This is a genomic window from Nonomuraea longispora (assembly GCF_004348345.1).
Taxonomy (GTDB): domain Bacteria; phylum Actinomycetota; class Actinomycetes; order Streptosporangiales; family Streptosporangiaceae; genus Nonomuraea; species Nonomuraea longispora.
In genome coordinates this window covers 21,389-46,480 of sequence record NZ_SMJZ01000012.1, presented here as the reverse complement: position 1 = coordinate 46,480, position 25,092 = coordinate 21,389, and the positions used below count along the sequence as shown (strand labels likewise).

Below are 25,092 nucleotides of genomic sequence, written 5' to 3'. Positions count from 1 at the left end.
GGGCTTCCTTTCTGCGTTATTTGCTGATCTTCACCGAGGCGAAGTCATAGTCGCCGATCACCGGCACGTCGAGTCCGGTCACTCCCTTGCGGTAGGCCGCCACGTAGGTCACGCCGCACACCGGAATCACCGGCGGCCCGGCCTCCACGACCTTCTTGATGATCTCCTGCATCGGCGCCTTACGTTCCTCGACGTCCTCGCTGGCCCGCGCCTTCGCCAGCAGCTCGCCGACGCCGTCAAGCGAGAAGGCGCCCGGGTTGTACGAGCCGCCCTTCATGTAGAAGTCCTGGACGAACTGGGTCGGGTCGGGCCGCCCGGCCTGCACCAGCGCCACTGTGGCGGTGAACTTGCCGGTCCGGCGGACGCTGATCATCTGCTGGAACTCCAGCACCTTGATCGTGGCCTTGATGCCCACCTCCTTCAGCTGTGCCTGCAGCGCCTGGGCCAGCACCTGGTACGACGTGTTGGGGCCGACCTCCAGCGTCAGCCCCATGCCGTCCGGGAAGCCGGCCTCGGCCAGGAGCTGCTTGGCCTTCTCCGGGTCGTAATAGGAGGACACGTCGTTCAGCTCGGGCACGTTCGCCCAGAAGCCCTCCTGGAACGGCTGCACCACGCCGACACAGGTGTTCTCGAACAGGTTCTTGTTGAGCGACTCACGATCGATGGCGTACAGCAGCGCCTGCCTGACCTTCGGGTTCTTGAGCTCCGGCTTACTGGTGTTCAGCAGGATCCCGTTGAAGGTGGTGTTGGGGGCCTTGACCACCGTCATGCCCGCCGCCTCGGACTCCTCGATCTGGTCCGGCTTGATCGAGGTGCCGTCGGCCTGCCCCGACTTCACCGCACGCAGCCGGGTCGTCTCGTCGGAGTAGGCGGTCATCTCCACGCCACCGATGGCCGTCTCGGCGGCGTTCCAGTAGTCCTCGAACTTCTTGAAGGAGACCTTTCCCTCCTCCAGCGAGCTGAGCTCGAACGCTCCGGTGCCGACCGGCTTGGACGGGAGACCCGGATCGTCGAGCGCACCGGGCGCGACCACGATGCCGGCCTCACCGGCGAGCACGCTGATCATGTAACCGGCAGGCTCGGAGAACGTCAGTTTCAGCTCGGTCGGGCTGACCGCTTCCACCTTGTCGAGGATCGACAGCGCCGACGCGAGGTTGCCGCTCTTCCTGAACGCCTCCAGCGACGCCTTGGCGGCCTCGGCGTTGAAGTCCTCACCGTTGTGGAACTTCACCCCCTCGCGCAGCTGGAGCGTGATCACCTTGTTGTCGTCCGAGAACGTCCACTCCGTCGCCAGACCTGGCTCGATCTCACCGGCCATGCTCCGGCCGATCAGGCTCTCGTAGACCACGTCGAGGAACACAGGGTCAAGCGGGGCGGCCTTACGGGGGTCGAAGGAGGTGGGATTGCCCGGCACGGCCCAGCGCAGGACGGCCGCACCGTCGGGAGCGCCGGCAGACGACGGCTGGTCGGTCGTCCCGGCGCCACAGCCGGACAGGGCGAGACCGGTGGCGAGGACCACGCTGGCCGATTTGACTGCTGCTCGTTTCACGGCTTTTGCCTCCATATTTCAGAAGCGAGCTTGGCTGGTTTGACTGGTGACCCGCCCCCACCAGGTCCTCCGTTTTGAGCCGCGGGCTAGGCGGCCCACAAGCGCCTGCCGGCGATCGCGGCGCCTTCGGACAGCGCGGCGAGCTTCGCCCACACGATCTCCTCATGGCCCACACGCGATCCGATTCCGCAGTCGGTCCCCGCCTGCAGGTTCTCCTTGCCCACCACACTGGCGAAGTTCGTCAGCCGTTCGGCGACCAGTTCCGGATGCTCGACCAGGTCGGTGGCGTGGCTGACCACGCCGGGCACCAGGATCTTGCCTTCGGGCAGTTTGACGTCCTCCCACACCCGCCACTCATGTGCGTGCCGAACATTTCCGGACTCGATGGCGTAAGCCTGTGTGTTGACCTTGATCAGCAGATCCGCGATGTGTTCGAGGCCGATGTCGTGCGTGTGCGGCCGGTGACCGCTGCCCCAGCAGGTGTGCATCCGGATCTGCTCGGCGGGCAGCCCGTCGATGCTGTGGTTGATCACCTCGACCGCGAACTCGAGGTAGCGGCGCAGTTCCTCGACCGTCCACGAAGGGTGGAACTGCCAGGTGGTCGCGAACTCGGGCTCGTCGATCTGCAGCACCAGTCCGGCATCGGTGACCGCCCGATACTCCTCGCGCAGCGCCTCGGCGACGGCGAACATGTACTCTCCCTCGCTCGCGTAGTGCTCGTTCCGCGCGCCCGCGCCCAGGCTGAGCGGCCCCAGCGCGGCGATGAAGCCGTCCACCTCCTTGCCCTCGACGGCCGTCTTCATCGCCGCGATGTCGGCGGCGATGGCGTCCTGGCCGACGTACGTGATCGGCGAGGTGCACACCCGGGCCGACGTCGGCATCTTCGGTACGGCGCCGGGGGTCGCGAAGCCGGGCCTGACCGGCCCACCGGATCCCGACAGCCACAGGCCGGAGGCGTAGGTGCCCGGGAAGTCCGCCTTGTCACGCGCAGCGACGTACTCGCGCTTCGGCGGGACACTCGGGTCGATGGGCAGCGTCTCCCAGCCGGTCACCCGGGCGTGGATGTAGCCGCTGTAGCCGGCCATGTTCGCGGCCTTGACGTACTCGCCGTCGTTGACCGTGTCGATGCCGCACTCGATCTGACGGGCGACGACCTCGGCCACCGCGCCCGGCAGGCGCGCGTCGACGGCCTCCCGGTCGCCCTGGGCGATCAGCTCGTCCAGGTCCCTGGGACGCGGCAGGTTGCCGCCGTGCGAGGTGAGGATCCGGTTTTCGCGCCTCATGCGAGTCTCCTAGCCACGATGTCTTCTCCCGCGCCGACGCGCAGGAACTTCTGCAGTTGGTGCCGGGCGCTCGACTGCGCGACCCAGCCGGGCCTGATGGCGAAGCTGTACGTCACCTCCGCGACGTACAGGTCACCGTGGGAGTCCAGGGCGATCCCGTGCGGTGCGATGAAATTTCCGGCCGCCGTCCGATCCGTCGTGGAGTCCCCCCACCGCTCGGAAACGCGGCCGTGCGGGTCCAGCACGGTCAGCCGGGCGGGCTGGTCCTGCTCCGCCTCGCCGTGCACGAAGGACCGCTTGCCCTCCGGCCGCCACAGTTCGACGACGTACACCGAGCCGTCCGGGGCGATGGTGAGGTCGCACGGGCGCCGGACGTCCGTCCACTCCTCGATGAAGCGGCCGTCGGGGGCGAAGATCTGGATCCGGTCGTTCTCCCGGTCGCCGACGAACACCCGCCCGTCCGCCGCGATGTCCAGGCAGTGCGGCAGATGGAACTGCCCGGGGCCGGTGCCGGGCTCGCCCCAGGAGCCGACCAGGTCACCGGACGCGGTGAACCTGTGCACCCGGCTGTTCCCGTACCCGTCGCTCACGTAAAGGTCGCCGTCCGGGGCGACGGCCAGGTTGGTGGGCCGGTTGAACGGCCCGCCCGCGTACCGGACGCCCTCGACGCTGTGCACGCGCACCGGACGGCCGGATGCGAACCCGGTGTCCGACGCCACGCCGGCCGTGCCCAGCGTCATGAGCAGGTCGCCCTCGGGGGTGAACTTGCGGACCGTGTGGTCGCCCGCGTCGACGCAGTAGACGCCGCCGTCCGGCCCGACGGTCAGCCCGTGCGGCGTGGTGAACAGGCCTTTTCCCCAGCTGCGGACGAAGGCGCCGTCGCGCTCGTACACGATGACCTGGCCGTCGAAGCGGGTGAACAGGTAGACGCGGTCGGCGGCGTCGACGTCCACCGCGGCCACGTCCGCATGGTGGAGGCCGTCCGGCAGCCGCTCCCAGTCACCGTCGACCTCGAACCGGCGCCCGCGCCCGCGCACCACCGCCGTCATGACGCCGCCCCGGAACGCGGCGCCGGCAGCCAGCCCCACGGGTGCGTCCCCCAGCCGGGCGCGATCAGCGCGCCGGCCCGTACGGTCTGCACCGGCCGCAGGCCGAAGCCGCCGTGGAAGACCTCCTGCTCGGTGTCGACGAACTCGAAGTCGCCCTCGACCAGGTCGAGCACCGTCAGGTCGGCTTCCCGGCCGACCGCGACCGCGCCGAGCTCATGCTCGGCGCGGATCGCCCGCGCCGCGTTCGCCGTGGTCATCCGGACCACCTCGGACAGGGTGTAGCCCACGGCCATGAACTTCGCCATGCACTCCAGCAGGGAGTGAAAGGTCTCGCCCGCCGCCGTCAGGTCACTGCTGATGGTGTCGGGGAGGAGACCGAGCGCGCGTTGCTCGCTCGCGACCCGGTAGCCGAAGTTCCCCCTGCCCAGCGCCGAGTCCAGGGTGATGCCGCGCTCCCGGGCGGCGAGCAGGGCGGGCATCATCCGGTCCGTCGCGTCCATCACGCCACCGTGGTTCGGCGTGCACAGATGGGTGAGGATGTCGCCCGCGTCGAGCTGTTCGATGGCGAAGCGGGTGGCCGGTTCGAGCAGGTGGGGATCAGGCCGCCGCCGCGCGGACAGGTCGCCGATGTGCACCATCAGCGGGACCCCGTGCTCCCTGGCCACCGCCTTGGTCGCGGACACGATGTCCTTGCCGTGCGTGGCGACCAGCGGTCCGACCAGCCGCAGCTTGATCCCCTGGACCAGCCCAGGATTGGCGGCGACGCACCTGGCGATCGCGACCGTGTCGATCTCGGCCAGGTCGTTGACGTCGATCATGGTGGGCATGGTGTGCGCGTAGCTGCCGATGTTCAGGTACGGGATGACCCGCGTCCTGGCGTTCGGCTGGATGTAGGCGGAGAAGACGCCGATGTTGGCGACACCGACGGATCCGGCGTCGACCAGCGTGGTGACTCCCGACCGCACGCCGATGTCGTCGGGGTCGCAGCCTTCCATGCCCACGCCGGGGGTGATCGCCCCGCGGGCGACGTGGGTGTGGATGTCGATCAGGCCGGGGACGACGTAGCGCCCGGAGCCGCTCGCGTCGATCACCCGGCGCGCCGAGTCCGCTGGGATGTCCTCCAGCACCGCCGTGACCCGGCCGCCGGTCACGGCGATGTCCATGACGCCGTCAAGCCCCTGCCCGGGGTCCAGGACCCGGCCGCCCTTGATCAACAGGTCGCACCGGGTGGCCTGGTCGTCGCTCATCAGTCCTCCTGTCAGTGCCGCTGATCGCGGCGGGTCCCGCTCAGCGGGCCGGGGATGTGCTGTTGCTTGCTCGTCACGGTGGAGATGTCCTGCGTCAGAAGTGGTCCCAGCCCGCGGGCAACGCGGACATCTGCACGGCCCAGGCCTGTTCCAGCGTCTCGGCCGAGCCGGCGAGCCCGATCCGGTCCAGCACCTCGTAGGCGTCGGCGCCGGGCCGGCGTACCGGATGGCCCAGGCGTGGCGGGTTGCCGTGCACCCGGATGGCGATGCCCGGCATCACCACCTCGCCGACCTCCTCGGAGATCTGGGTGACGGTGAGCCCCTTGGACCGGGCCCACGGGTCGGTCATCAACTCCGCGAGGGTCGTGACCGGATGCGCGCCCAGCCCCGCCTCGGTGAGGCGGCCGGTCCACTCGCGGGCGGTGGCGGTACGGAAGGCGGTTTCCAGGGCCGCTGCCACCGCGTCGTCATCGGACCCGTCGAGGCCGGACAGCGCCTCCTCCAGGCCGGGAACCTCGCGGAGCACCGGCAGGGACCGCCGGGCCGCCCCGAGGAAGAACCATCGATCGGCCGCCTGGTAGAACCGGTGCCACGCGCCGAGCCCGAGAGCCGCCGGCCCGCTCGGCTCGGCCGCGCGATCATCCCTGGGAACGTTCCCGCCTGGTGTGACGGCCGGAAGCGGGCGCACCGCGAAACTCGCCTGCTGGTAGCCGCCCGTCTGGGTGAGTGAGGTGCGCACCTGCTGGCCGGCCCCGGTCAGCTCGCGGTGATAGATGCCCACCGCCGCGGCGAAGGCGGCCATGGCGCCGGTGCCGTAGTCCAGAAGGTTGTACGGGCCCAGCACGGCCGGTCGGCCGTCGCCGCCCGCCCGCGTCATGATCCCGGTCGCCGCCTGGCCCTGGGTCTCGTACCCCCGGCGGTCCGCCCATGGCCCGCCGTAGCCGTAACAGCTGACGGAGACGTAGACGATGTCCGGGCGGCGGGCCCGTACGTGCTCGTAGCCCAGGCCGTAGCGTTCGGCGGTCCGCTCGGGGAAGTTGTGGGTCAGGACGTCGGCTTCGTCGATGAGCCGCCAGAGGACCTGCTGGCCCTGGCTGGACTTCACGTCCACGAGGACCGTCCGCTTGCCGCGGTTGACGAAACCGTGCGCGCCGACGCGCCGCTGCGGCGAGTTGATCTTCACGACGTCGGCCCCGAACTCGACCAGGATCCGTCCCGCGCTCGGCCCGGCCAGGATCTGGGTGAGGTCGACGACCCGCCGCCCCGCGTAGGGCAGCGCGACCGGATCAGCCTCGACGCGCGGCGGGCGAGCGGGGGACACGTCGGCGGGCGACGCGAGCTCGGCGAGGATCTCGGCACGGTCCGCGTCGGGCAGGTGCCGGGGCCTGCCGGGCAGCGCGGAGGTGGCGGACAGCCACACCGCCGAGCCGGGCATCGCCGTCGCGCCCAGCTCAGGATCGTCGACCACGACGACCTGTCCGGAGGCGAGCGCGTGGTCGTTCTCCAGCCATTCGGCGAGCGTCCGGACGGCGGCGAGCGGGACGCCCGCCACGCCGGCGAGCTCCTCCCACTCCCCCGCCGGGCGGGTCAGGAACAGCGCGGTGAGCCGGTCGTGCAGCAGCCGGCGCAGCTCCGGGTCGCGATCCAGCCTGGCGCGGTCGGTCAGGCCCTCACCCACCCAGGCCGTCACCCCGGCCGCGTCGAGGAACCAGGCGAGGAAGCGGGGCGTCGCGCCGATCGGGTTGAACTGCACGTACCTGCCGTCGGCGCAGCGGTACGTGCCGCTGCCGTTGGAGCTGATCGCCCGCTCCGGCGGCAGCCCCTGCGCGACCGGGTAGGCGCCGCTCCCCCCGATGGCCTCGAACATCGCGTCGAACAGCGGGACCTCGACCCGGTCGCCACGCCCGGTGCGCTGCCGGGAGGTCAGGCTCGCCACGATCGCGAAGGCGCCGCAGAACGCCGCGAAGTTGGACGCCACGGGAATCGCGGTGTAGGTCGGCCGGGTGTCGTCCCAGCCGTCCGGCGCGTGACCGGCCCGGATCCGGCAGTTGCCGGTGGCGGCCGCGATGACGCCCTCCCAGCCGGGGACTCCGGCGCGCGGATCGTCGGCCGCGAAACCCGGCAGCGAGCAGTAGACGAGCCGGGGGTTGGCGGCGCGCAGCTCCCCCCAGCCGAGCCCGAGCCGGTCCATCACCCCTGGCCGGAAGTTCTCGATGAGGACGTCGGCCCGCCGGACGAGCTCGCGGGCGACGCCGAGGTCCGCCGCGTCCTTCAGGTCAAGGCTGATGCGCCGCTTGCCCCGGTTGAAGAACGCGTCGTTGGCCGGGGGTGTGACGCCAGGACGGTCGACGTGCACGACGTCGGCTCCCTGGTCGGCGAGCATGACCGCGGCCAGCGGCCCGGCGACGTGGTGACCGAAGTCGACGACGCGGATCCCTTGGAGAGTTCCCGGCCGTTGCTCGGAGGTGCTCATCGCGATGTCTCCTGGGGCTCGGTGACCGGCGCGACGGCCGGCTGGTGCAGGACACAGGCCGCGCTGTGCTGGGCGCCGATCCGCAGCAGCGGCGGATCCTGGTGCGCGCAGTCGTCCTGGGCGACCGGGCAGCGGGTGCGGAAGCGGCAGCCCGTCGGGGGGTTCGCCGGATCGGGCAGCTCGCCGCTGAGCACGGTGCGGCGCCGCGACCGCTGCGCCTCCGGGTCGGGCACGGGCACCGCCGACAGCAGCGCCTTGGTGTACGGGTGTCGCGGGTCGGTCGCGACCTGCTCCGCGGTGCCTTCCTCGACGATCCGGCCCAGGTACATCACCGCGATCCGGTGCGACAGGTGCCTGACCGTGGCGAAGTCGTGGGACACGAGGACCATCGCCTGCCCGGTGTCCTGCTGGATCGACAGCAGCAGGTTGAGGATCTCCGAGCGGGTGGACAGGTCCAGCGCGGAGGTCGGCTCGTCGGCGACGAGGACGCTCGGGGAGAGCGCCAGCGCGCGGGCGATGCAGACCCGCTGCCGCTGCCCGCCCGACAACTCGTCCGGATACCTGTCGACGAACGCCGGATCGAGGGTGGCCCGGCCGAGCAGTTGGGCGGCGCGCTCGCGCATCTCGCCCCGGCCGATCTTGCCGTGGACCAGGAGTGGCTCGGCAACGGCGTGGCCGATCGTCTTGGTCGGGTCGAGCGCGCCGTACGGATCCTGGAAGATGACCTGGAGCCGGCCGCGCATCTCCTTGAGCTCGCTGCCGCGTGCCCTGCTGACGTCCTTGCCCTCCACCTCGACCGTGCCCTGGTCGGGCTTGAGCAGCCGGGCCATCAGCCGGCCCACCGTCGTCTTGCCCGATCCGGACTCGCCCACGATGCCGACCGTGGTGCCGGCCCGTACCTCCAGGTCGACTCCGTCGACGGCGCGGACGCTCTCCAGCGTACGGCCCAGCATGCTGCGGCGCAGCGGGAACGACTTGGTCAGGCCGCGCACGCGCAAGACCACATGATCCTCAGCCACGGACGGTCCCCTTCAGAGTCAGGTCACCGGAGGCGACGCGCCCGCAGCGGGTGCGGCGACCGTCGCCGATGGTCGTGTCGGCCTGTGGTCGCCGGCAGACGTCGTCGACGCTGTGCTCGCAGCGGGGCTCGAACCGGCAGCCGCCGGGGAACTGCCCCGCGGACGGGACCCTGCCCGGGATGACCGTCAGGCTGGTCCTGGCCCGGCCCGCCTGCGGCACGGCGGCGAGCAGCGCGCTGGAGTACGGGTGCCGCGGCTCGTAGAAGAGCCGGTCGACGGGGGTCCGTTCGGCCATGTGACCGGCGTACATGACGACCACGTCGTCGCAGAAGTCCGCGACCACGCCGAGATCGTGGGTGACCAGCAGGACGGCCAGATCGAGGTCGCGCCGCAGATCGCGCAGCAGCTCCAGGATCTCGGCCTGGATCGTGACGTCCAGGGCGGTGGTCGGCTCGTCGGCGATCAGCAGCTTCGGGTCACAGGCGATGGCGGCCGCGATCATGACGCGTTGCTGCATGCCGCCGCTCATCTCGTGCGGGTAGGACCCGAGCCTGCGTTCGGCGTTCGGGATGCCCACCCGGCTCAGCAGCTGTCCTGCCTGCTTGAGCGCCACCGACCGCCGCTCGCCCAGATGCAGCCGGCGCACCTCGGCGATCTGGTCGCCGACGGTCATCGTCGGGTTGAGGCTGCTCATCGGCTCCTGGAACACCATGCCGACCGGCCCGCCCCGGATCCGGCGGAGCTCCCGCCGCCTGCAGGTGAGCAGGTCGACCCCGTCGAAGCGGATCGAGCCCGCCGCGACCCGGACGGCCGCGGGCAGCAGGCCCAGGATCGCCATGGAGGTCAGCGACTTTCCGCAGCCGGACTCGCCGATCAGCGCGACCGCCTGCCCTCTGCGTACCTCGAAGGTGACGTCCTCGACCAGCCCCGGCTGCCCGACGCCGCCGGGCAGATCGATGGTGAGGCCCTCGACGGACAGCAACGGCTCGGCGGCGTCGCTTCGCTGTCCCGGTCCTGCTGTCATGTCCGCCTCCTGACTCCGACGGCGTCACGGATCGAGTCACCGATCGTGTTGAACGCGAGCACGGTCAGCACCATCGCGATTCCGGGCGGCACCACCGAGAAGGGCGAGTGGAACTGGTTGGTGTACGCGGATTTGAGCATCGAGCCCCAGCTGGCGTCGGGCGGCTGGACGCCCAGGCCGATGAAGCTCAGGCTGGCCTCGGCCAGGAGCGCGACGCCCATCAGGATCGTGACCTGAACCAGCAGCGGAGCGGCGATGTTGGGCAGGATGTGCACCCACAGGGTGCGCCGGGTGGACGAGCCGATGGCCACCGCCGAGTCGACGAAGGTCTCCTCCGCGACGGCCAGCGTCGCGCCGCGTACGACTCTGAACAGGCCGGGCGCGAAAATGATGCCGACCGCGAGCATGGCGTTGACCAGCCCCGGGCCGAGCACCGCGACGATGGCCAGCGCCCCGACCAGCGCCGGGAGGCTGAGGATCGTGTCGGCCAGCCGGCCCGCGACGGCGTCGACGACACCGCGGCGCAGGCCGGCCCACAGCCCGAGCGGCAGGCCGATGAGCAGCGCCACGCCCACCGAGATGAGCGGGGCGATGACGGCGATGCGCGAGGCCTGGATGATCCGGCTCGCGACATCGCGCCCGAACTCGTCGGTGCCGAGCAGGTGCGTCCAGCTGAGCTCGGCGAACCTGTTGCCGAGGTTCTGCGCCTCCGGGTCATGCGGGGAGACGAAGGGACCGGCGATCGCCAGGAAGACGAGGAGGACGATGAAGGCGACGGCGATCGCGCTGGCCGGCCGGCGCAGAATCGTCAGGACGACGTGCCGCGCGGGGCGCGAGCTCTTGGGGGCGGCGGCGGTGGGAGTCGTGGTGGTCATGCCGTGCGCACCTTCGGGTTGATCCAGCCGTAGGCCAGGTCCACGATGAGGTTGATCGCCACCACGACCACGGCGCTGAACAGGACGTAGCCCTGGATCATCGGGTAGTTCCGTTGCAGCACCGAGTTGATGGCCAAGGAGCCGAGGCCGGAGATGCCGAACACGGCCTCCACCACGATGACGCCCCCGAGCAGTCGTCCGGTCTGCAGGCCGAGTACTGTCACGACAGGGATGGCCGCGTTGCGCAGGATGTGCCTGCGGACCAGCCAGGGTCCCGACGCGCCCCGGGCCCGTGCCGTGCGTACGTACGGGCGGGTGAGCACGTCGGCGACGCAGCCGCGGGTGTGTCTGGCGAGTTCCGCCGAGGTGGCCAGGCCGAGTGACGTGGCCGGGAGGATCACGTGGGAGAGCCACACCCCGAAGCCCTCCCTGATGTCGACGTATCCGGTCGCCGGTAGCCAGGGGTTGGCCAGGGCGAACAGCGATACGAGCACCATCGCCAGCCAGAAGCTGGGCATCGCGATGCCGAGCGTGGCCAGGGCCGACACGGCCCGGTCGATCCAGCTGCCCTGGGTCAGGCCCGCGATGATCCCGGCCGTCACGCCGATCACGACCGCGACAGCCATCGCCATCAGGGTGATGATCACGGTCGGCGGCGCCGCCTCGATGATCGTCGAGGAGACCGGCCGGTTGCTGAACAGCGAGTTGCCGAGATCTCCTTGCAGCACGCCGGAGAACCAGCTGACGTACTGCTCCAGGACGGGCTTGTCCAGGCCGAGCTCGGCGCGGATCCTGGCCACTTCGGCCACCGTGGCGTTCTCACCCGCGATCACCTCGGCGACGTCGCCGGGAATCAGCTGCACCAGCAGGAAGGTGAGTATCGAAACCAGCCACAAGACCAGCAGACCGCCGCCGAGCCGGCGCACTACCATGCCTGCGCTCACCGCCACCTCCGTCCAGCACTGCGCGGAACGAAGACTGTGCTGGAGCCGGGCGAGACACTCGCAGGGTCCGTTCTTGTCACATGCATTCACCGCGCCGTTGTCCGATAATGGGACAAAATGTGCAATAGTTGTAAACGCAATGCTGCCCTGCGGCTACGTGGGCGTCAAGAGGGAGCCCTTGCGTAAATGGGCGGTTTCGGGATCGTTACCGGACACCGTCACAAGGCGGTGACCACCCGAAATGCCGTCACGCTCGGATGGCGGCGGGCACAGGCCAGTTATCACGTATAGCCGACAGGAGGAGGTAGCACTGTGGGCCACAACACAGCATGGGCACGTACTCTTTGTCGTCACACACATGGCAACCCCGGCGTTCGACCTTAGGATTCGCTCATGGCCGCAGAGTCACAGTTCACCGGCCTGACCAGTGTCACCAGCGGTTCCACCGCGATCAGCCAGGAAAACCGGACGCTCCGCGACCTGGTGGAGATCTACCGCCACCTGTCCGGCCTGGCTCTCCAGGACGCCGACATCGGCACGGTCGCCCATCTCGTCGCCCACCGGACCGACGTGACGGTGGCCGTCATCAGCCAGAAGATGGGCATCCTCGCCGCGGCCTCGCCCGGCGAGAGCTACGAAAGCGCCATCCAGTACGTCCACGACCATCTGATCCATCCACGGCTGGCGCACATGCTCGCCAACGCCGGCAAGTCCCGCCACCCGCTCCGGCTGCCGGACCCGGCGCGCGGCCGGGCCCGCGTCGTGGCCCCGATCCTGGTCGGCGGCACCGTGCCCGCCTATCTCGTCTCGCTCGTCGGGGCGGCCCCTGACCAGGGCGAGGACATCGACCTGATGATCGCCGAGCATGCCGCGACGATCTGCGGGGTGATCCTGGCCCGCGAGCGCGTCATCTTCTCAGCGGCCAGCCAGGTCCGTGACGACCTCGTCGAAGGGCTGCTGTCCGGGTCCGGCCGGGACAACGACGAGGTCGTCCGCTGGGCGCAGCATCTCGGCTACGACACCGAGCGCGACCACCGCGTCCTGTCGATCATCCTCGAACCGCCCGCGGGCGACACCCAGCGCAGCGCCCTGGTCGCCGAACGCGCCGCGGGCGCGACCGCGCGCCTGTTCGTCGCCCAGTCCCCTGACGCGATCACCTCCGTCCGAACGGACGAGGTGGTCGTGGTGCTGACCGAGAACACCACCCCGGGCTCGACCACCAGGGCCGAGCAGCTCGGCACCCTGTGCGTGCAACGCCTCGGAGCGCTGTTCCCCGATGTCGGCGTGTCCATCGGCGTCGGCGGCGCGTTCCGCGAACCGGCGCACATCGCCCGCTCGTACGAGGAGGCGCGCCGGACCACCGAGGTGATCCGGCGGCTTGGCCAGCGCGGCGCCGTGGTCGCCTTCGACAAGCTGGGCATCGGCCGCCTGCTGCTCCAGGTGCCCGACATCGAGACCCTGCGCGAGTTCGCCACGGACATCCTCGGCGAGGTGCTGCGCCACGAGAGGAAGCACCACTCGGAGTTCATCGCCACGCTGATGTGCTACTTCCGGGAGAACAACAGCCCGCAACGGGCGTCGAAGCTGCTGCACGTGCATCCCAACACGGTCACCTACCGCATCCACCGGATCGAGGAGATCACCGGACTGGACCTGAACAGCTATCGCGACCGCCTCGCCGCGCAGGTGGCTCTGGAGATCATCGACGCCCTCGACGTCAGTGCTTGACCTCGGGGGAAGGATCGCCCGCCGTCACGACGGCTGCGGCGGAGTAGACGATGCCGGCGCCGGTCGACGAGTCGATGTAACGCGGGATCCAGCTCTCGTCGTCGTCGACCGGGGTCGCACCCCACCCGTAACAGACATTGAAGCCGGTCGAGGTGTGGACCCGGAACAGGAACATGTTGTCCGACAGCCGGCGTCCGGGGCTGACGAAGGCGTCCATCTCCCTCCTGGCCAGATCCCAGGCGATCTCCACCTCCTCCAGCGTCGTCACCTCGATCATCAGGTGTTCGAGCCGGAGGTCGTCGCCCCCTTCGAGCAGGGCGATGCTGTGGTGGCGAGGATTGCACCGGAGGAACCACATCTCGCCGAGATGCGCGCCGAGGTTGATCGCGTCGGACACCTTCATGCCCATCACGCCGGCGTAGAAGTCGAGCCCCCGCTGGAGGTCCGGCAGCCGCAGCACGACGAAGCCCAGACCGAGCGCGCCGGTGACCGTCCGCGACGTCGGCCGCCAGCCCTGGTAGGAGCCCGCCGTCTCCTCCTGGCCGACGAAGAACTCGTGCCGCAGGCCGAAGGGGTCGTCGAAGAAGACGAGCCGCTCCACGGAGCGCTCGGCCGCCAGCCGCGCCGAGCCCTCCGTCACCTCGAACCCGGCGGCGGTCAGGTGGGCCGCGACGCCCTCCAATGACTCCTCGGCGCCGATCTCCCAGCCGAGGTAGAGCAGCCGGTCGGAGTCGCCCGGGTGGATCGCGAGGCGGTGGGACCGGTCGCACCAGCGCACCCGGACCGTGCCGTCCGGCAGCCGGTAGGCCTCGAAGCCGAAGACGCGCGGGCCGAAGCCCAGCCAATCCTCCCCCGACGCGGACCGCACGCCGATGTATCCGATGCTTCGCATGCCGCATCTCCTCGCACTTCGCGCACACAGGGTGCGCCACGACAAGAATACGCGGCCGGGGAAACGCGGCACCGCCGCTCAGGTCAGGGCGGCGCGCAGCACCGGCTCGATGTCCGCCGCCGCCTCCTCCCCGTACGCCTCACGCAGCCGGGCCACGTCGGTGCCGGCGTCGATGGCCCACTCCTGGGCACCGTTCGTCTCCAGCACGAGCGTGGCGACGAGCGCCCCGAGCTGGGCGGCCCGCTCCAGCCCCAACCCGCCGTTCCCGCCGGCCAGGAATCCGGCCCGGAAGCCGTCGCCGACGCCGGTCGGGTCGGCGATCGTCCGGGCCGGCACCACCCCGACGTGCAGCGCGGTGCCGTCGCGGCCGACGATGTCGACGCCTCGGTCGGACAGAGTGGTCACCCGCAGGCCGACCCGGCCGGTGATCTCGTCGGCGTCCCAGCCGGTCTTGCGGATCAGCAGTTCCAGTTCGTACTCGTTGGTGAACAGGTAGGTGGCGCCGTCGACCAGAGAGCGGCACCGGTCGCCGTCGAGGCGGGGCAGCTGCTGCGACGGGTCCGCGGCGAACGGCACGCCCAGCGACCTGGCCTCCTCGGTCTGCGCGACCATCGCGTCCGGATCGCTGGCGCACACCATGACCAGCTCGGTGCCGTACCGCTCCACGATGGGGGCGAGTGCGATGTTCTTGGTCTCCGTCATCGCCCCCGGGTAGAAGGACGCGAGCTGGCACTGGTCGTCATCGGTCGTGCAGGTGAAGCGCGGGGTGTGGGCCGACTCCACGGTGAGGACCCCGCCGCAGTCGACGCCGTGCCGTTCAAGGAACGCCCGATAGCCGGCGAAGTCGGCGCCGACCGCTCCCACGAGCACCGGGCGTTGTCCCAGGACTCCCATGCCGAAGGCGATGTTCGCGCCGACCCCGCCCCGGTGGACGACGAGATCGTCCACCAGGAAGCTCAGTGACACCCGGTTCAGCCGGTCGGCCACGAGATGGTCCGCGAAGCGGCCGGGAAAGTGCATCAGGTGGTCGGTGGCGATCGATCCGATCACCGCGGTCGTCCCTGCGGGCACGGTTACTCCTCTGTGATGTGGTCAGAAGACGATCGTGGTGCGGCCGTTCACCAGGACGCGGTCCTCGCAGTGCCAGGCCACGGCTCGCGCCAGCACGGTCCGCTCGATGTCCGCGCCGCGCCGCGTCAGCTCCCGCACGCTCGCGCGGTGCGACACCCGTACGACGTCCTGCTCGATGATCGGTCCCTCGTCGAGCTCCTCGGTGGCGTAGTGCGCGCTCGCCCCGATGAGCTTCACGCCGCGTTCCTTCGCCCGTTCGTACGGCCCGGCGCCGGCGAACGCGGGCAGGAAGGAATGGTGGATGTTGATCACCGGTACGCCGATCCGGTCCAGGAAGTCGCCCGAGAGGACCTGCATGTAGCGGGCCAGCACGAGCAGGTCGACCCGGTCCCGCAGGAGGTCGAGCTGGCGCCGCTCGGCCTCCGGTTTGGTCGCCCTGGTCACCGGGACGTGCTCGAACGGCACCCCGAAAGAGGCCACCTCGCCGGCGAGGTCCGGATGGTTGGAGACCACCTGGCACACCTCGATGGGCAGCTCACCCCGGCGGGCCCGCCAGAGCAGATCCAGCAGGCAGTGGTCGTACCGCGACACGAAGAGCGCCACCCGGGTCGGCGCGGAGGCGACGCGGAAACGGAAGTCCGCGCCGAGCCGGGCCGCGACCTCCTCCCGGAACTCGCGCTCCAGCCGGGGCAGCTCCTTGTCCAGTCCGGGCAGGTGGAACACGACGCGCAGGAAGAACCGGCCGCCCGCGGGCCCGGTGGAGTCCTGGTCGGACTGCACGATGTTGGCTCCACGCCGGTACAGGAACGACGAGACGCAGGCGACGATGCCCGGCCGGTCGGTGCAGGACACGACCAGCCGGCCGACGTCGGGCGCCGTTCCGGTCACAGCGTGGCGGGGACGGTGTCGGCGGACAGCGCGGCCTCCCGGCGGAGCGCGTCGGCCAGATCGGTGCGCTCCCACGGCAGGTCGAGGTCCGTACGCCCGAAGTGTCCGTAGGCGGCGGTCGGACCGTAGATGGGGCTGTGCAGCCCGAGATACTCGCGGAACGCGGCGGGGCGCAGGTCGAAGTGCTCGGCCACCAGGGTTCGGATCAGCGACCGGCTCACCCGCTCGGTGCCGAACGTCTCGACGAGCACCGAGACCGGCCTGGCCACGCCGATGGCGTACGCGACCTGCACCTCCACCCGGCGGGCGAGGCCGGCGGCGACCACGTTCTTGGCGACGTGACGCGCCGCGTAGGCGGCGGACCTGTCGACCTTGGAGGGGTCCTTGCCGGAGAAGGCGCCACCGCCGTGCCGGGCGAATCCCCCATAGGTGTCCACGATGATCTTGCGTCCGGTGAGGCCGGCGTCACCCATCGGGCCGCCGATCACGAACCTGCCGGTGGGGTTGACCAGCAGGCTGCGGTGGAGCGCGTCGGCGTCGTACAGCTCGGCCGGCAGCTCCGGGATGACGACGTGCCGCCAGAGGTCCTCGCGGATCCGCTCCAGCGTGGCCTCCTCGGCGTGCTGGGTCGAGATCAGCACCTGCTCCACGGCGACCGGGATGTCACCCTGGTAGCGGACCGAAACCTGGGTCTTGCCGTCCGGGCGCAGGTAGCCGAGCGTCCCGTCCCTGCGCACGGCGGCCATCCTGCGCGACAGGCGGTGCGCCAGCGCGATCGGCATCGGCATGAGCTCGGGCGTCTCTTCGGTGGCGTAGCCGAACATCATGCCCTGGTCCCCTGCCCCCGCGCGGTCGAACTCGTCGCCCAAGCGGTCGCTGCGATGCTCGTGCGCCAGGTCGACGCCCTGCGCGATGTCGGGTGACTGCTTGTCGAGCGCCACGAGGACGGCACACGAGTGACCGTCGAAACCGTAGGCGCCGTCGTCGTAGCCGATCCTGTTGACGGTGTCCCGGACGATCTGCGTGTAGTCGAGCAGCTTCGGCGTGGTGATCTCCCCTGCCAGGACGACCATGCCGGTGGTGATCAGGGTCTCGCAGGCGACCCGGGAGTAGGGGTCGAGAGTCAGGGCCGCGTCCAGCACGGCGTCGGAGATCGCGTCGGCGATCTTGTCCGGATGGCCCTCGGTCACGGACTCGGAGGTGAACACGTAGTCGTCGTCGGTCATTGCGCAGGCTCCTCGTGCGATGGGTTGAGCGGGCTCAGGGGGTGGGCGCCGGTCAGCTCGGACCGCACGGCGGCCGCTCCGGCGACCATGGCCGCGAGCTTGGCCCTGGCGACAGGCGCGGAGATGTTACGCAGCCCGCAGTCGGGGTTGATGACCAGCCGTTCGGCCGGGACCAGGCCGAGCGCGCTGCGAATCCTGGACGCCACCGCCTCCGGGGTTTCCACGTCGGAGGACTTGACGTCGATGACGCCGAGCCCGATCGTGCGGTCCCAGCCGAACTTGTCGATCACCGGCAGATCCGCGTAGCCCTTGCGCGCGAACTCCAGGACGAGCTGGTCCACCTCGGCGTCGAGCACGGCGGGAAACAGGAAGTCGTAGTGTCCCTCCCACGAGGGGCGCGCGTAGCGGTTGCCGTAACAGACGTGCAGCGCCCAGGTGACGTCGACGCCCTCGGTGACGAGGTTGACGGCTTTGATCGCCGTCTTCACCTCGCCGGGGTAGCCGGCCAGGAAGGGTTCGTCGATCTGCAGCAGCCGCGCACCGCGCGCGGCCAGGGCGCGCGCCTCGGCGTTGAGCACGCGCGCGATCGCCGTCACGAGCTCGTCGGGGTCGTCGTACGCCTCGTTCCGCACCCGCCGCGACAGTGAGAACGGCCCGGTGAAGGAGAACTTGACCGGGTCCGAGGTCTGCTCGGCGGTGAAGGAGAAGTCGTCGGCCAGCATCAGCGGCGCCGTGTCCGTGACCGGCAGCCGCTCGGTGACCCTGGCGTCGTAGTAGTCGAAGTAGAAGTCCTTCGCCGTCCGCGGGATGTCGATGCCCGGCATCCTGGCGAGGAAGTAGTCGATGTCGTTGTCGCGGCGCAGCTCGCCGTCCGACACGACGTCGATGCCGGCCAGCTCCTGGTCCCGGAGCGCCGCCTTGATCGCCATGTCGTGCAGGTCCCGGAGCTGCGCGTAGCTCATCCTGCCGCGGTAGTAGTCGGTTTTCAACCGTTCCATCCACTCCGGGACGGGGTAGGAGCCGACGACACTGGTGGGGAGCAGCGGCAGCCCGCTCATCAGGTCGGACATCAGTCCCTCACCTGCGCCGTCATCGTGACGATGTTGCCGCCCACCCGGTGCGCGAAGGGCGCGTAGTGCACGTCGAAGCCGTTGCGCCGGCCCACGTGCGCCAGCAGCGGCCCGTTCACCCAGTTGACGACGGACCCCTCGTACTTGCCGGGGCCCCGGAAGTCGGTCCGGTACGCCTGCACGTCGGTGACGAACAGGTCATGGCAGACGAGCCTGCCGAACGGATGCAGCAGTCTCAGGCTGTCGGCGAAGCTCGCCACCGCCCCATTGTTGACGTGCATGCGGATGTCGGCGCCGGATTCGAGCAGCGGCCGCAGCAACTCCCCGCTCATCTCCGGCGCGAGGGCGTAGAGGTCGAGCCCGGCCAAAGGGACGTACCTCTCCTCCAGCCTGACCAGGTCCCACACCGCCCGCCAGAAGGCGACGGCGGCGTCCACGTCGGCGAACCGGGCCGGATCAGCCTCGGCCAGCAGCCCCGGCCCGAGCCGCAGCAGCTTGCGCACCAGGACCGGCAGCTCGTCCACCGTGACCCCCGCCGACTCGGCGAGCCCGGCCACGCCGGCGTCGTCGAGGTAGGCGCGGACCTGCACGCAGTAGGTCCGCCCGCCCAGCTGGACGACCTCGTCGGTCGGCAGGTTGTCATAGACGTTGGAGACGTAGACGAGGAAGACCTTGTACTTCAGGAAGCCGAGCGAGGTGCACGGCGCCGTGGCGTCCAGCACGAACGAGCTGATCCGCGCCCGGTGCTCGCCCACCGCCTCGCGGGCCAGGTCGAGCACATGCTGGGAGTAGTCGCACATCATGTAGTGCAGGCGCCGGTAGTAGTCACGCCCGTGCTCGGCGTCGAGGGCGCGGAACTCGTCCAGGAAGACCTTCGCCTGACCGCCGTTGCCCACCCCGAGCTCGACGACGTAGAGTTCCTCGGGCAGGGCGTCGCCGTCGGCCAGCGCGTCCCAGACCTCGAAGAGGTCACGGATCACGTCCCGCGCGGCGTCGTGGTTGTGCGCGTCGCTCTCCCCGCCCGGCAGCGCCTGCTCGTATCCTCGGCCGGTGGACTTCTCCCAGAGGCCCAGATCCTTCCAGTAGCGGGCGTTGAACTCCCAGACGCAACTGCCGCTGCCCGGTCCCCAGTCCTCCAGCGGAACCCGGACTCTCTCCCGCTGCCGCCGCAGGGCGGCGGTGACCTCCTCAAGGGACATGCCGGCACTGCGTCGTACGTCGACCGCGATCTCGATGGCGTCGTCCCGGACACCCAGGGGCACGATGGCGGGACCGGGTCCCGCGCTCAGTTGCGGGCACAGCAGGATCGGCCTGACGTCGACCACCTCGCGGAAGTTCGACTTGTACTGGACCCAGTCGCACACGAGCCGGACCTTGCCGAGGTCCGTGGAGACCTCTCGCAACGCCTCGACGACAGGCGCCAGCGAGGTCATGAGGTCCAGGGGACTCGTACCGCTGAGTTTGGCGTGGGGCCGGAAGTCAACGAGCATGACCGATGCCCTCCATGGGATGGCGGTTGTGATCGGGAAGCGCGGCCGGCGGCCGGGGGATGCCGGCCCGCCGCAGGATGTCGGGCACGCCGTGCTCGAAGCCGAGCGCCATGAGGTGGACACCCGCGACGCCGGGGATCGTGGCGAGCCGCTGCACGGCCTCCACGCACATCCGGATGCCCTCCTCGGCGACCCGGTCGGCGGGGACCCCGCGCAATCTCCGGTCGACCTCGTCGGGAACGTGCACGCCGGGCACGGCGGTGCGCATGTACTCGAGGGCACGCAGCGAGCGGATGGGGCCGACGCCGGCGATGACCTTGCAGTGGTCGGTCACGCCGAGATCCCACAGGTCCGCCATCCAGCGCTCGAACACCTCGAAGTCGAACACGTACTGCGTCTGGACGAACTCCGCGCCCGCGCTCACCTTCTTGGCCAGCCGGCGGGCCCGGAACCTCGGCGGCGGCGCGAACGGGTTCTCCACCGTGCCGACCAACCAGGCCGGGCGGGCGGAAACGGCCTTGCCGGAGATGAGCACGCCGTCGTCCCGCAGGGTGCGCGCGGTCCAGACGAGCTGCACCCCGTCGAGATCGAAGACCGGCTTGGCCTCGGGATGGTCGCCGAACCGGGGGTGGTCGCCGGTCAGCAGCAGCACGTTCGGGATGCCGAGGGCGCCCGCCGCGAGCAGGTCCGACTGCAGGGCCATGCGGTTACGGTCGCGGCAGGTCAGCTGCATCACCGGCTCGACGCCGGCGCGCTGGACGAGCACGCTGCCGGCCAGGCTCGACATCCGGACGTTCGCCCCCTGGTTGTCGGTGACGTTCGCGGCGTCGACCCAGCCCCGCAGCAGATCCGCCTTACGCGTGACCGCCTCCGCGTCGGCCCCTCCCGGCGGGCCGATCTCGGCGGTGACGGCGAACCTGCCGGCTTCGAACGCGGCACGCAGCCCGCTCATCGCGGACTCAACCCCAGCTCGCGTCGCAGCAGCGGGCGGGGATCGTCCTCGCTGTACGCCACCCCCAGCCCGTCGTCACGCCCCTGCCAGTAGTTCACCCACGAGCTGCGGTCCCATTCGCGGTGATCGACCGGGCGCTGCAGCAGATCGAGGTCGGCACCGTGCCCCGCGGCCTGCCCCCGCTCGATCGCGGTCACCCAGACGCAGACCAGATCGGGATGCACCTCACAGCGGCCGTCGGCCGCCACGCCGCCGCAGGGGCCGTTGCGCAGCTGCTTCGGGCAGGTCATCGGGCAGGTGTAGCCGGTGTCGGGCAGCGCGCACTGGCCGCACATGCGGCATCCGTACAGCTGTTCCTTCGCCACCCGCTCCACCCGCGTGAACCACCGGTAGGCCGGCCGCCTGCGTTCGAGCCAGGCCGCGAGCCTCCGGTACAGGAGGTTGGCGGCGAGGACACGGTGCAGGCCGTAACTGAGCCGAGCCCCGATCCGGGGAACTACAGGGCGAGGCCAACCGCCACCGCCCGCACGCTGCTCGCCGAAGCCCACGATCAACTCCCTCTGGCTGACGGCTCACCGTCGACGCCGGTGAATGTCGTTCAACCGCTGAGATCGAGGCTGCCAGAGCGCTCAACGCGTGTCTTAGGCCCGCGCACCAACGCTGAGGGGCCGTTCATTGTGACGACCCACAGGGCGGCTCAGGTGTCGTCAGTGGATCCAGCCGGCGTCGGTGGCGATCCTGATGGCGTCGACGCGGTTACGGGCGTTCAGCTTCGTGACGATCTTCGTCAGGTGGTTGCGCACCGTTCCCACCGACAGGTGGAGCGTGGCCGCTATCTCCTCGGCCTCCGCCCCCTTGGACGCCAGGTGCAGAACCTCGATCTCGCGTCCGGACAGTGGGTTCTCTCCGATGTCCCAGGCGGACAACGCGAGCTGGGGATCGACGATGCGGCGCCCGGCCGCGACTCCCCGGACGGCGGCGGCGAGCTGGTCGGCCGGCGCGTCCTTGAGCAGGAACCCGGACACCGACACCGCGAGCGCCCGCCGAAGGGTGCCCGGCCGGCCCATCCCGGTGAGGATGAGCGTACGGCAGGCCGGCAGCTTCTCGTGCAGGATCTGCGCGGCGGTCAGGCCGTCCATTCTCGGCAGGTCGATGTCGATGACGGCCACGTCGGGACCTGTCCTGAGCGCCGTGGGCACGATCATGTCACCGCTGTCCACCTCCGCCACCACGGAGATGTCGGGTTCCAGGGCGAGCAGGGCGGCCAGCGCTCCTCGCACCATGTGCACGTCTTCGGCGATCAGGACCTTCAGCTCCAGCATTCCGCCCCCTGCACGTCACCTTCCAGCATGTCCGAGCTGCAGTGACTATCGCAATCGTGTCAGCCGCTCTCACAAGAGAGCGGTCACCTTGAACCACCCGTCCTCGACAAGGGCCTCCAGCCGCCCGCCGACGCCGTCCAGGCGCCGCGCCAGATCGCCCACACCATGCTGGCTGTGCACCGGACGCGGACCCGGAGGAAGCTCCACCCCGTCGTTCCTGATGGTCAACCGGCCGTCCTCTCCCTCGATGACACACCGGCGGGCGGTGCTGTGCCGCAGGATGTTGGTGACCGCCTCGCGCAGCACGGTCGCCAACACGGCGTCGGTCTTCTTGTCCAGGGTTCCGAGGCGGAGATCGACCGTGACCTCGATCCCGGCCGCGGCCAGGATCGCCCGCGCGGAATCGACCTCGCCGATGAAGGAGATGTTCCGGTAGTCGCTGGCCACATGGCGCACGTCGGACAGCATGCGCCTGAGCAGCTCCAGGATTCTCTCCAGCTCCGTGTGCGCTCGGGAGGGAGTCGTGCCCAGCAGGCGGCACGCCAGCACGCCTTTGAGCGCCACCTGCGACAGGCCGTCCACGAGCACGTCGTTCAGCTGGCGTGCCATACGCAGCCGTTCCCGCTCGACGGCGGCGTGCGCCAGTTCGCTGCGCGCGGCGTGCGTCTCCGCCACCATGGTCACCAGCCAGCTCACGCCGTACACGACGAGGCCTGTGAGCAGCGTCGAGATGGTGAGCCAGGCGCCCATGCTGACGCTCGTCCCGGTCAGCACCGCCAGCGTCAGCACGGCACCCCCCAAGGCGGCATACAGGACCCACCGCACCATGCCGGTCACCACGAGCAGCACGGCCGCCGCCACGAACCCGCCCATGCCGCCCCAGGGGGCGTGCAGCCAGGCCAGCGGCAGGAAGGCGGCGGCGGCTTCCACCAGCAGTGCGGCCCAGCGCATCCAAGGCTTGCGCAGCAGCCCGAAGGTGAGCAGCAGCTGCATGACGAGCATGATCGCCACGCAGGCCGCGGCGCCCAGCGCCCCTGCCGCCCCGGAGTACATCCAGACGATGTTGAGCAGCATGGTGACGGCGTAGCCGGCCAGCACCACCACAACGATGCCGGACGCCATCTTCGGCCCCCATCGTTGTGCCACCCCGGCCTCGCGCGTCCAGCCGGTCGGCGAAAAGCCGTCCGTCGAATGACGATCGGACGACCCGGCCTGGTGGCGTGCCGGGGCCTCGGCCGTCAGGTAGAACCAGTCGCCCTCGCTCCTGGTTGTCAAGCGTCCGCCGACCTCCGCCAGGCGTGCGGTCAGGTTGCCCAATCCGTCGCCGCGGGCGGTGAGGTCGTCCGGAACCGCGTCCGCTCCGTCGTTGGCCACCTGGAACCTGACCGTGTCGCCCTCGACGACCAGCTCGATCTGGCACTGCTGCGCCTTGCTGTGCCGCAGCACATTGGTGATCCCTTCGCGCAGTACGACCGCCATCACCTCGTCCAGGCGTCCTGCGAGCGTGACGTCGGGGATGCGGATCCCGGCTTCGATCTGGGCGGCGGACAGGGTGGCGGCGGCGTCTGTCTTCTCCTCGGCGAGCGACATCCGGCCGTATCCACCGGTAACGAATTGGGCGCCGACCGTGGCCTGCCGTACCACATCCAGGACGTGACGCATCTCCTCGGAGGCCCGCGCGGGAGCGGCGGGCAGCAGGCGGTACGCCAGCTCGTACCGGAGAGTGATCGCGGAAAGGTCGTGTCCCACCAGGTCGTGCAGGTCACGGGCGACCCGCAATCGTTCCTGCACGACCGCCATGCGTACAAGATCGCTGCGGGAGTCGCGCAGCTCGGCGGCTATCGTCGACAGCGACCCGACGGCGTACAGCATCAGGCCGGTCAGCAGCGTGAAGTGCACGGCGTAGACCAGGTTGAGCGGCTCCCACGGCTGTCCCTGCAACAGCGCCGCGACCAGCACCGCGGCGCCCACCGCGAGGTAGAGCACCCACCGCGCGCCGCCTCGGATCACCAGCAGCATCGAACCGGCCAGGAAACCCGCGGCGGCGCCGAACTGCGGCCCCACCCAGGCGGCGGGAGCGAACGTGGCGAGCCCTTGCACCAGAAGCGTGACGAAGCGGACCCGGCCCGGCCAGCTGAGCGCGCCCTGGCTGTAGTGCGCGAGCTGCAGAGATACGACAACGCCCAGACAGCACAGGAAGGCGAGCAGGCCCGCGCCGCGCAGGCCGCCGGCCACGACGGTGATCAGCGAATTGGTGGCATAGCCAACTGCGACGGTGGCGGTGACGGCCCACGCCACGCGCCGCGTCCGCGGTTCCGCGGACGCGAGCCGATCACGCTCCTGACCATGTAAGTGCGGGCCCACTACCATGCCCCCCTTCGCGGCTAGACCGCCTTCCTGCCAGCTTGCTGATCGTCAGATCGGCCAAGGTGACGTCGCGGCCTCTCCGTGGCACAAGGCCGCGTTCCGGTGCCGATGCACGGGACATCGCCGATCCGGAGCTCCCGCCGGACCCCGTCGGCGGCGGCGGAAGGCACGTTGATCGGGTCAACGGCGCCGCGGGCGGGCGGCGACAGACTGCTATGAGCCTCGAGACCCGCCCTCGTCAGGCGAATGAGTTGCCGGCACGAAGGGTCGGCCGGGTGCTGAGAGCCGACGACGATGGCCGCGTGCGATCTGGCTGCTCCGACCTGGGCCATGACCGGCTCTGGCACATTCGGCGACGGGAACCCCATGGTGAGCAGCTCGGCATTCGTCGTGATCGGGTTCCACCTCCGATCCCCACGCCAACCGTGGACGGTACACCGGGAACATCTTGCCACACCTCACCGGTCGCCTTAATACACAGTGAGATGATTCCAGCGAAATCGTTCGAACGACTGCGATTTCTTGGACGCCGTCCGTGGCACATCCGTGGCACATCCGTGGCGTTGAGGGCCCTCCGGCAGGTCACCGTCGGCTTCAGCAGAGTGACAGCGCAGCACTAATCC

The 25,092-nt window shown here is 70.2% G+C and carries 20 protein-coding genes; 1 reads left to right on the top strand and 19 read right to left on the bottom strand.

Annotated features, from left to right (window positions below; translation table 11 throughout):
- Nucleotides 1-16 precede the first annotated feature (16 nt).
- From E1267_RS05560 to E1267_RS05520, 9 genes are all read right to left on the bottom strand, one after another.
- Nucleotides 17-1,549 (bottom strand): ABC transporter substrate-binding protein, encoded by a 1,533-nt coding sequence (locus E1267_RS05560; RefSeq protein ID WP_165959471.1) that lies wholly within the window; start codon nucleotides 1,547-1,549, stop codon nucleotides 17-19.
- 86 nt (nucleotides 1,550-1,635) lie between these two features.
- The gene (locus tag E1267_RS05555) at nucleotides 1,636-2,832 is read right to left on the bottom strand and encodes a cobalamin-independent methionine synthase II family protein (RefSeq protein ID WP_132330434.1); all 1,197 of its coding nucleotides are present in this window, start codon (nucleotides 2,830-2,832) and stop codon (nucleotides 1,636-1,638) included.
- Nucleotides 2,829-3,920 (bottom strand): peptidyl-alpha-hydroxyglycine alpha-amidating lyase family protein, encoded by a 1,092-nt coding sequence (locus E1267_RS05550; protein ID WP_132330432.1) that lies wholly within the window; start codon nucleotides 3,918-3,920, stop codon nucleotides 2,829-2,831. The genes E1267_RS05555 and E1267_RS05550 overlap by 4 nt, the downstream gene beginning before the upstream one ends.
- On the bottom strand, nucleotides 3,878-5,128 hold the full coding sequence (locus E1267_RS05545) for an amidohydrolase family protein (RefSeq protein ID WP_132330430.1): 1,251 nt from the start codon (nucleotides 5,126-5,128) through the stop codon (nucleotides 3,878-3,880). Before E1267_RS05545 ends, E1267_RS05550 begins: the two co-directional genes overlap by 43 nt.
- Before the next feature lie 94 nt (nucleotides 5,129-5,222).
- On the bottom strand, nucleotides 5,223-7,601 hold the full coding sequence (locus tag E1267_RS05540) for a CaiB/BaiF CoA transferase family protein (RefSeq protein ID WP_132330428.1): 2,379 nt from the start codon (nucleotides 7,599-7,601) through the stop codon (nucleotides 5,223-5,225).
- Entirely contained in the window at nucleotides 7,598-8,620 is a 1,023-nt protein-coding gene (locus E1267_RS05535; RefSeq protein ID WP_201760367.1) for an ABC transporter ATP-binding protein, read from the bottom strand. The genes E1267_RS05540 and E1267_RS05535 overlap by 4 nt, the downstream gene beginning before the upstream one ends.
- Nucleotides 8,613-9,644 (bottom strand): ABC transporter ATP-binding protein, encoded by a 1,032-nt coding sequence (locus tag E1267_RS05530; RefSeq protein WP_132330426.1) that lies wholly within the window; start codon nucleotides 9,642-9,644, stop codon nucleotides 8,613-8,615. The genes E1267_RS05535 and E1267_RS05530 overlap by 8 nt, the downstream gene beginning before the upstream one ends.
- Nucleotides 9,641-10,519 (bottom strand): ABC transporter permease, encoded by an 879-nt coding sequence (locus E1267_RS05525; protein ID WP_132330424.1) that lies wholly within the window; start codon nucleotides 10,517-10,519, stop codon nucleotides 9,641-9,643. The genes E1267_RS05530 and E1267_RS05525 overlap by 4 nt, the downstream gene beginning before the upstream one ends.
- A complete protein-coding gene (locus E1267_RS05520) occupies nucleotides 10,516-11,463 on the bottom strand; it encodes an ABC transporter permease (RefSeq protein WP_220449350.1) in 948 nt (315 codons plus the stop codon). The genes E1267_RS05525 and E1267_RS05520 overlap by 4 nt, the downstream gene beginning before the upstream one ends.
- Before the next feature lie 393 nt (nucleotides 11,464-11,856).
- Between E1267_RS05520 and E1267_RS05515 the strand changes: the two genes are divergently transcribed.
- The gene (locus E1267_RS05515; protein ID WP_132330422.1) at nucleotides 11,857-13,191 is read left to right on the top strand and encodes a PucR family transcriptional regulator; all 1,335 of its coding nucleotides are present in this window, start codon (nucleotides 11,857-11,859) and stop codon (nucleotides 13,189-13,191) included.
- On the opposite strand, the gene E1267_RS05510 is transcribed toward E1267_RS05515, so the two are convergent.
- The 10 genes from E1267_RS05510 to E1267_RS05465 form a co-directional block, all read right to left on the bottom strand.
- Nucleotides 13,181-14,083: a VOC family protein gene (locus E1267_RS05510; RefSeq protein ID WP_132330420.1), complete on the bottom strand. Its 903-nt coding sequence runs from the start codon at nucleotides 14,081-14,083 to the stop codon at nucleotides 13,181-13,183. The two genes, E1267_RS05515 and E1267_RS05510, sit on opposite strands and share 11 nt — an antisense overlap.
- Nucleotides 14,084-14,161: 78 nt before the next feature.
- On the bottom strand, nucleotides 14,162-15,154 hold the full coding sequence (locus E1267_RS05505; RefSeq protein WP_342774771.1) for a PfkB family carbohydrate kinase: 993 nt from the start codon (nucleotides 15,152-15,154) through the stop codon (nucleotides 14,162-14,164).
- A 21-nt stretch (nucleotides 15,155-15,175) separates the two neighbouring features.
- The gene (gene purU / locus E1267_RS05500; RefSeq protein ID WP_132330418.1) at nucleotides 15,176-16,042 is read right to left on the bottom strand and encodes a formyltetrahydrofolate deformylase; all 867 of its coding nucleotides are present in this window, start codon (nucleotides 16,040-16,042) and stop codon (nucleotides 15,176-15,178) included.
- The gene (gene metK / locus E1267_RS05495; protein WP_132330416.1) at nucleotides 16,039-17,268 is read right to left on the bottom strand and encodes a methionine adenosyltransferase; all 1,230 of its coding nucleotides are present in this window, start codon (nucleotides 17,266-17,268) and stop codon (nucleotides 16,039-16,041) included. Before metK ends, purU begins: the two co-directional genes overlap by 4 nt.
- The gene (locus tag E1267_RS05490) at nucleotides 17,265-18,338 is read right to left on the bottom strand and encodes a uroporphyrinogen decarboxylase/cobalamine-independent methonine synthase family protein (RefSeq protein ID WP_132330414.1); all 1,074 of its coding nucleotides are present in this window, start codon (nucleotides 18,336-18,338) and stop codon (nucleotides 17,265-17,267) included. The genes metK and E1267_RS05490 overlap by 4 nt, the downstream gene beginning before the upstream one ends.
- Nucleotides 18,338-19,828 carry a class I SAM-dependent methyltransferase gene (locus E1267_RS05485; protein WP_132330412.1) on the bottom strand — a complete coding sequence of 497 codons (1,491 nt, stop codon included), beginning with the start codon at nucleotides 19,826-19,828 and terminating at the stop codon, nucleotides 18,338-18,340. The genes E1267_RS05490 and E1267_RS05485 overlap by 1 nt, the downstream gene beginning before the upstream one ends.
- Nucleotides 19,818-20,780 carry a methylenetetrahydrofolate reductase gene (locus E1267_RS05480; protein WP_132330410.1) on the bottom strand — a complete coding sequence of 321 codons (963 nt, stop codon included), beginning with the start codon at nucleotides 20,778-20,780 and terminating at the stop codon, nucleotides 19,818-19,820. Before E1267_RS05480 ends, E1267_RS05485 begins: the two co-directional genes overlap by 11 nt.
- On the bottom strand, nucleotides 20,777-21,328 hold the full coding sequence (locus E1267_RS05475) for a methylenetetrahydrofolate reductase C-terminal domain-containing protein (RefSeq protein ID WP_246063489.1): 552 nt from the start codon (nucleotides 21,326-21,328) through the stop codon (nucleotides 20,777-20,779). The genes E1267_RS05480 and E1267_RS05475 overlap by 4 nt, the downstream gene beginning before the upstream one ends.
- Nucleotides 21,329-21,487: 159 nt before the next feature.
- On the bottom strand, nucleotides 21,488-22,102 hold the full coding sequence (locus tag E1267_RS05470) for a response regulator transcription factor (RefSeq protein WP_132330408.1): 615 nt from the start codon (nucleotides 22,100-22,102) through the stop codon (nucleotides 21,488-21,490).
- Nucleotides 22,103-22,171: 69 nt separating this feature from the next.
- On the bottom strand, nucleotides 22,172-24,400 hold the full coding sequence (locus tag E1267_RS05465; RefSeq protein ID WP_165959470.1) for a sensor histidine kinase: 2,229 nt from the start codon (nucleotides 24,398-24,400) through the stop codon (nucleotides 22,172-22,174).
- Between the last annotated feature and the right edge of the window lie 692 nt (nucleotides 24,401-25,092).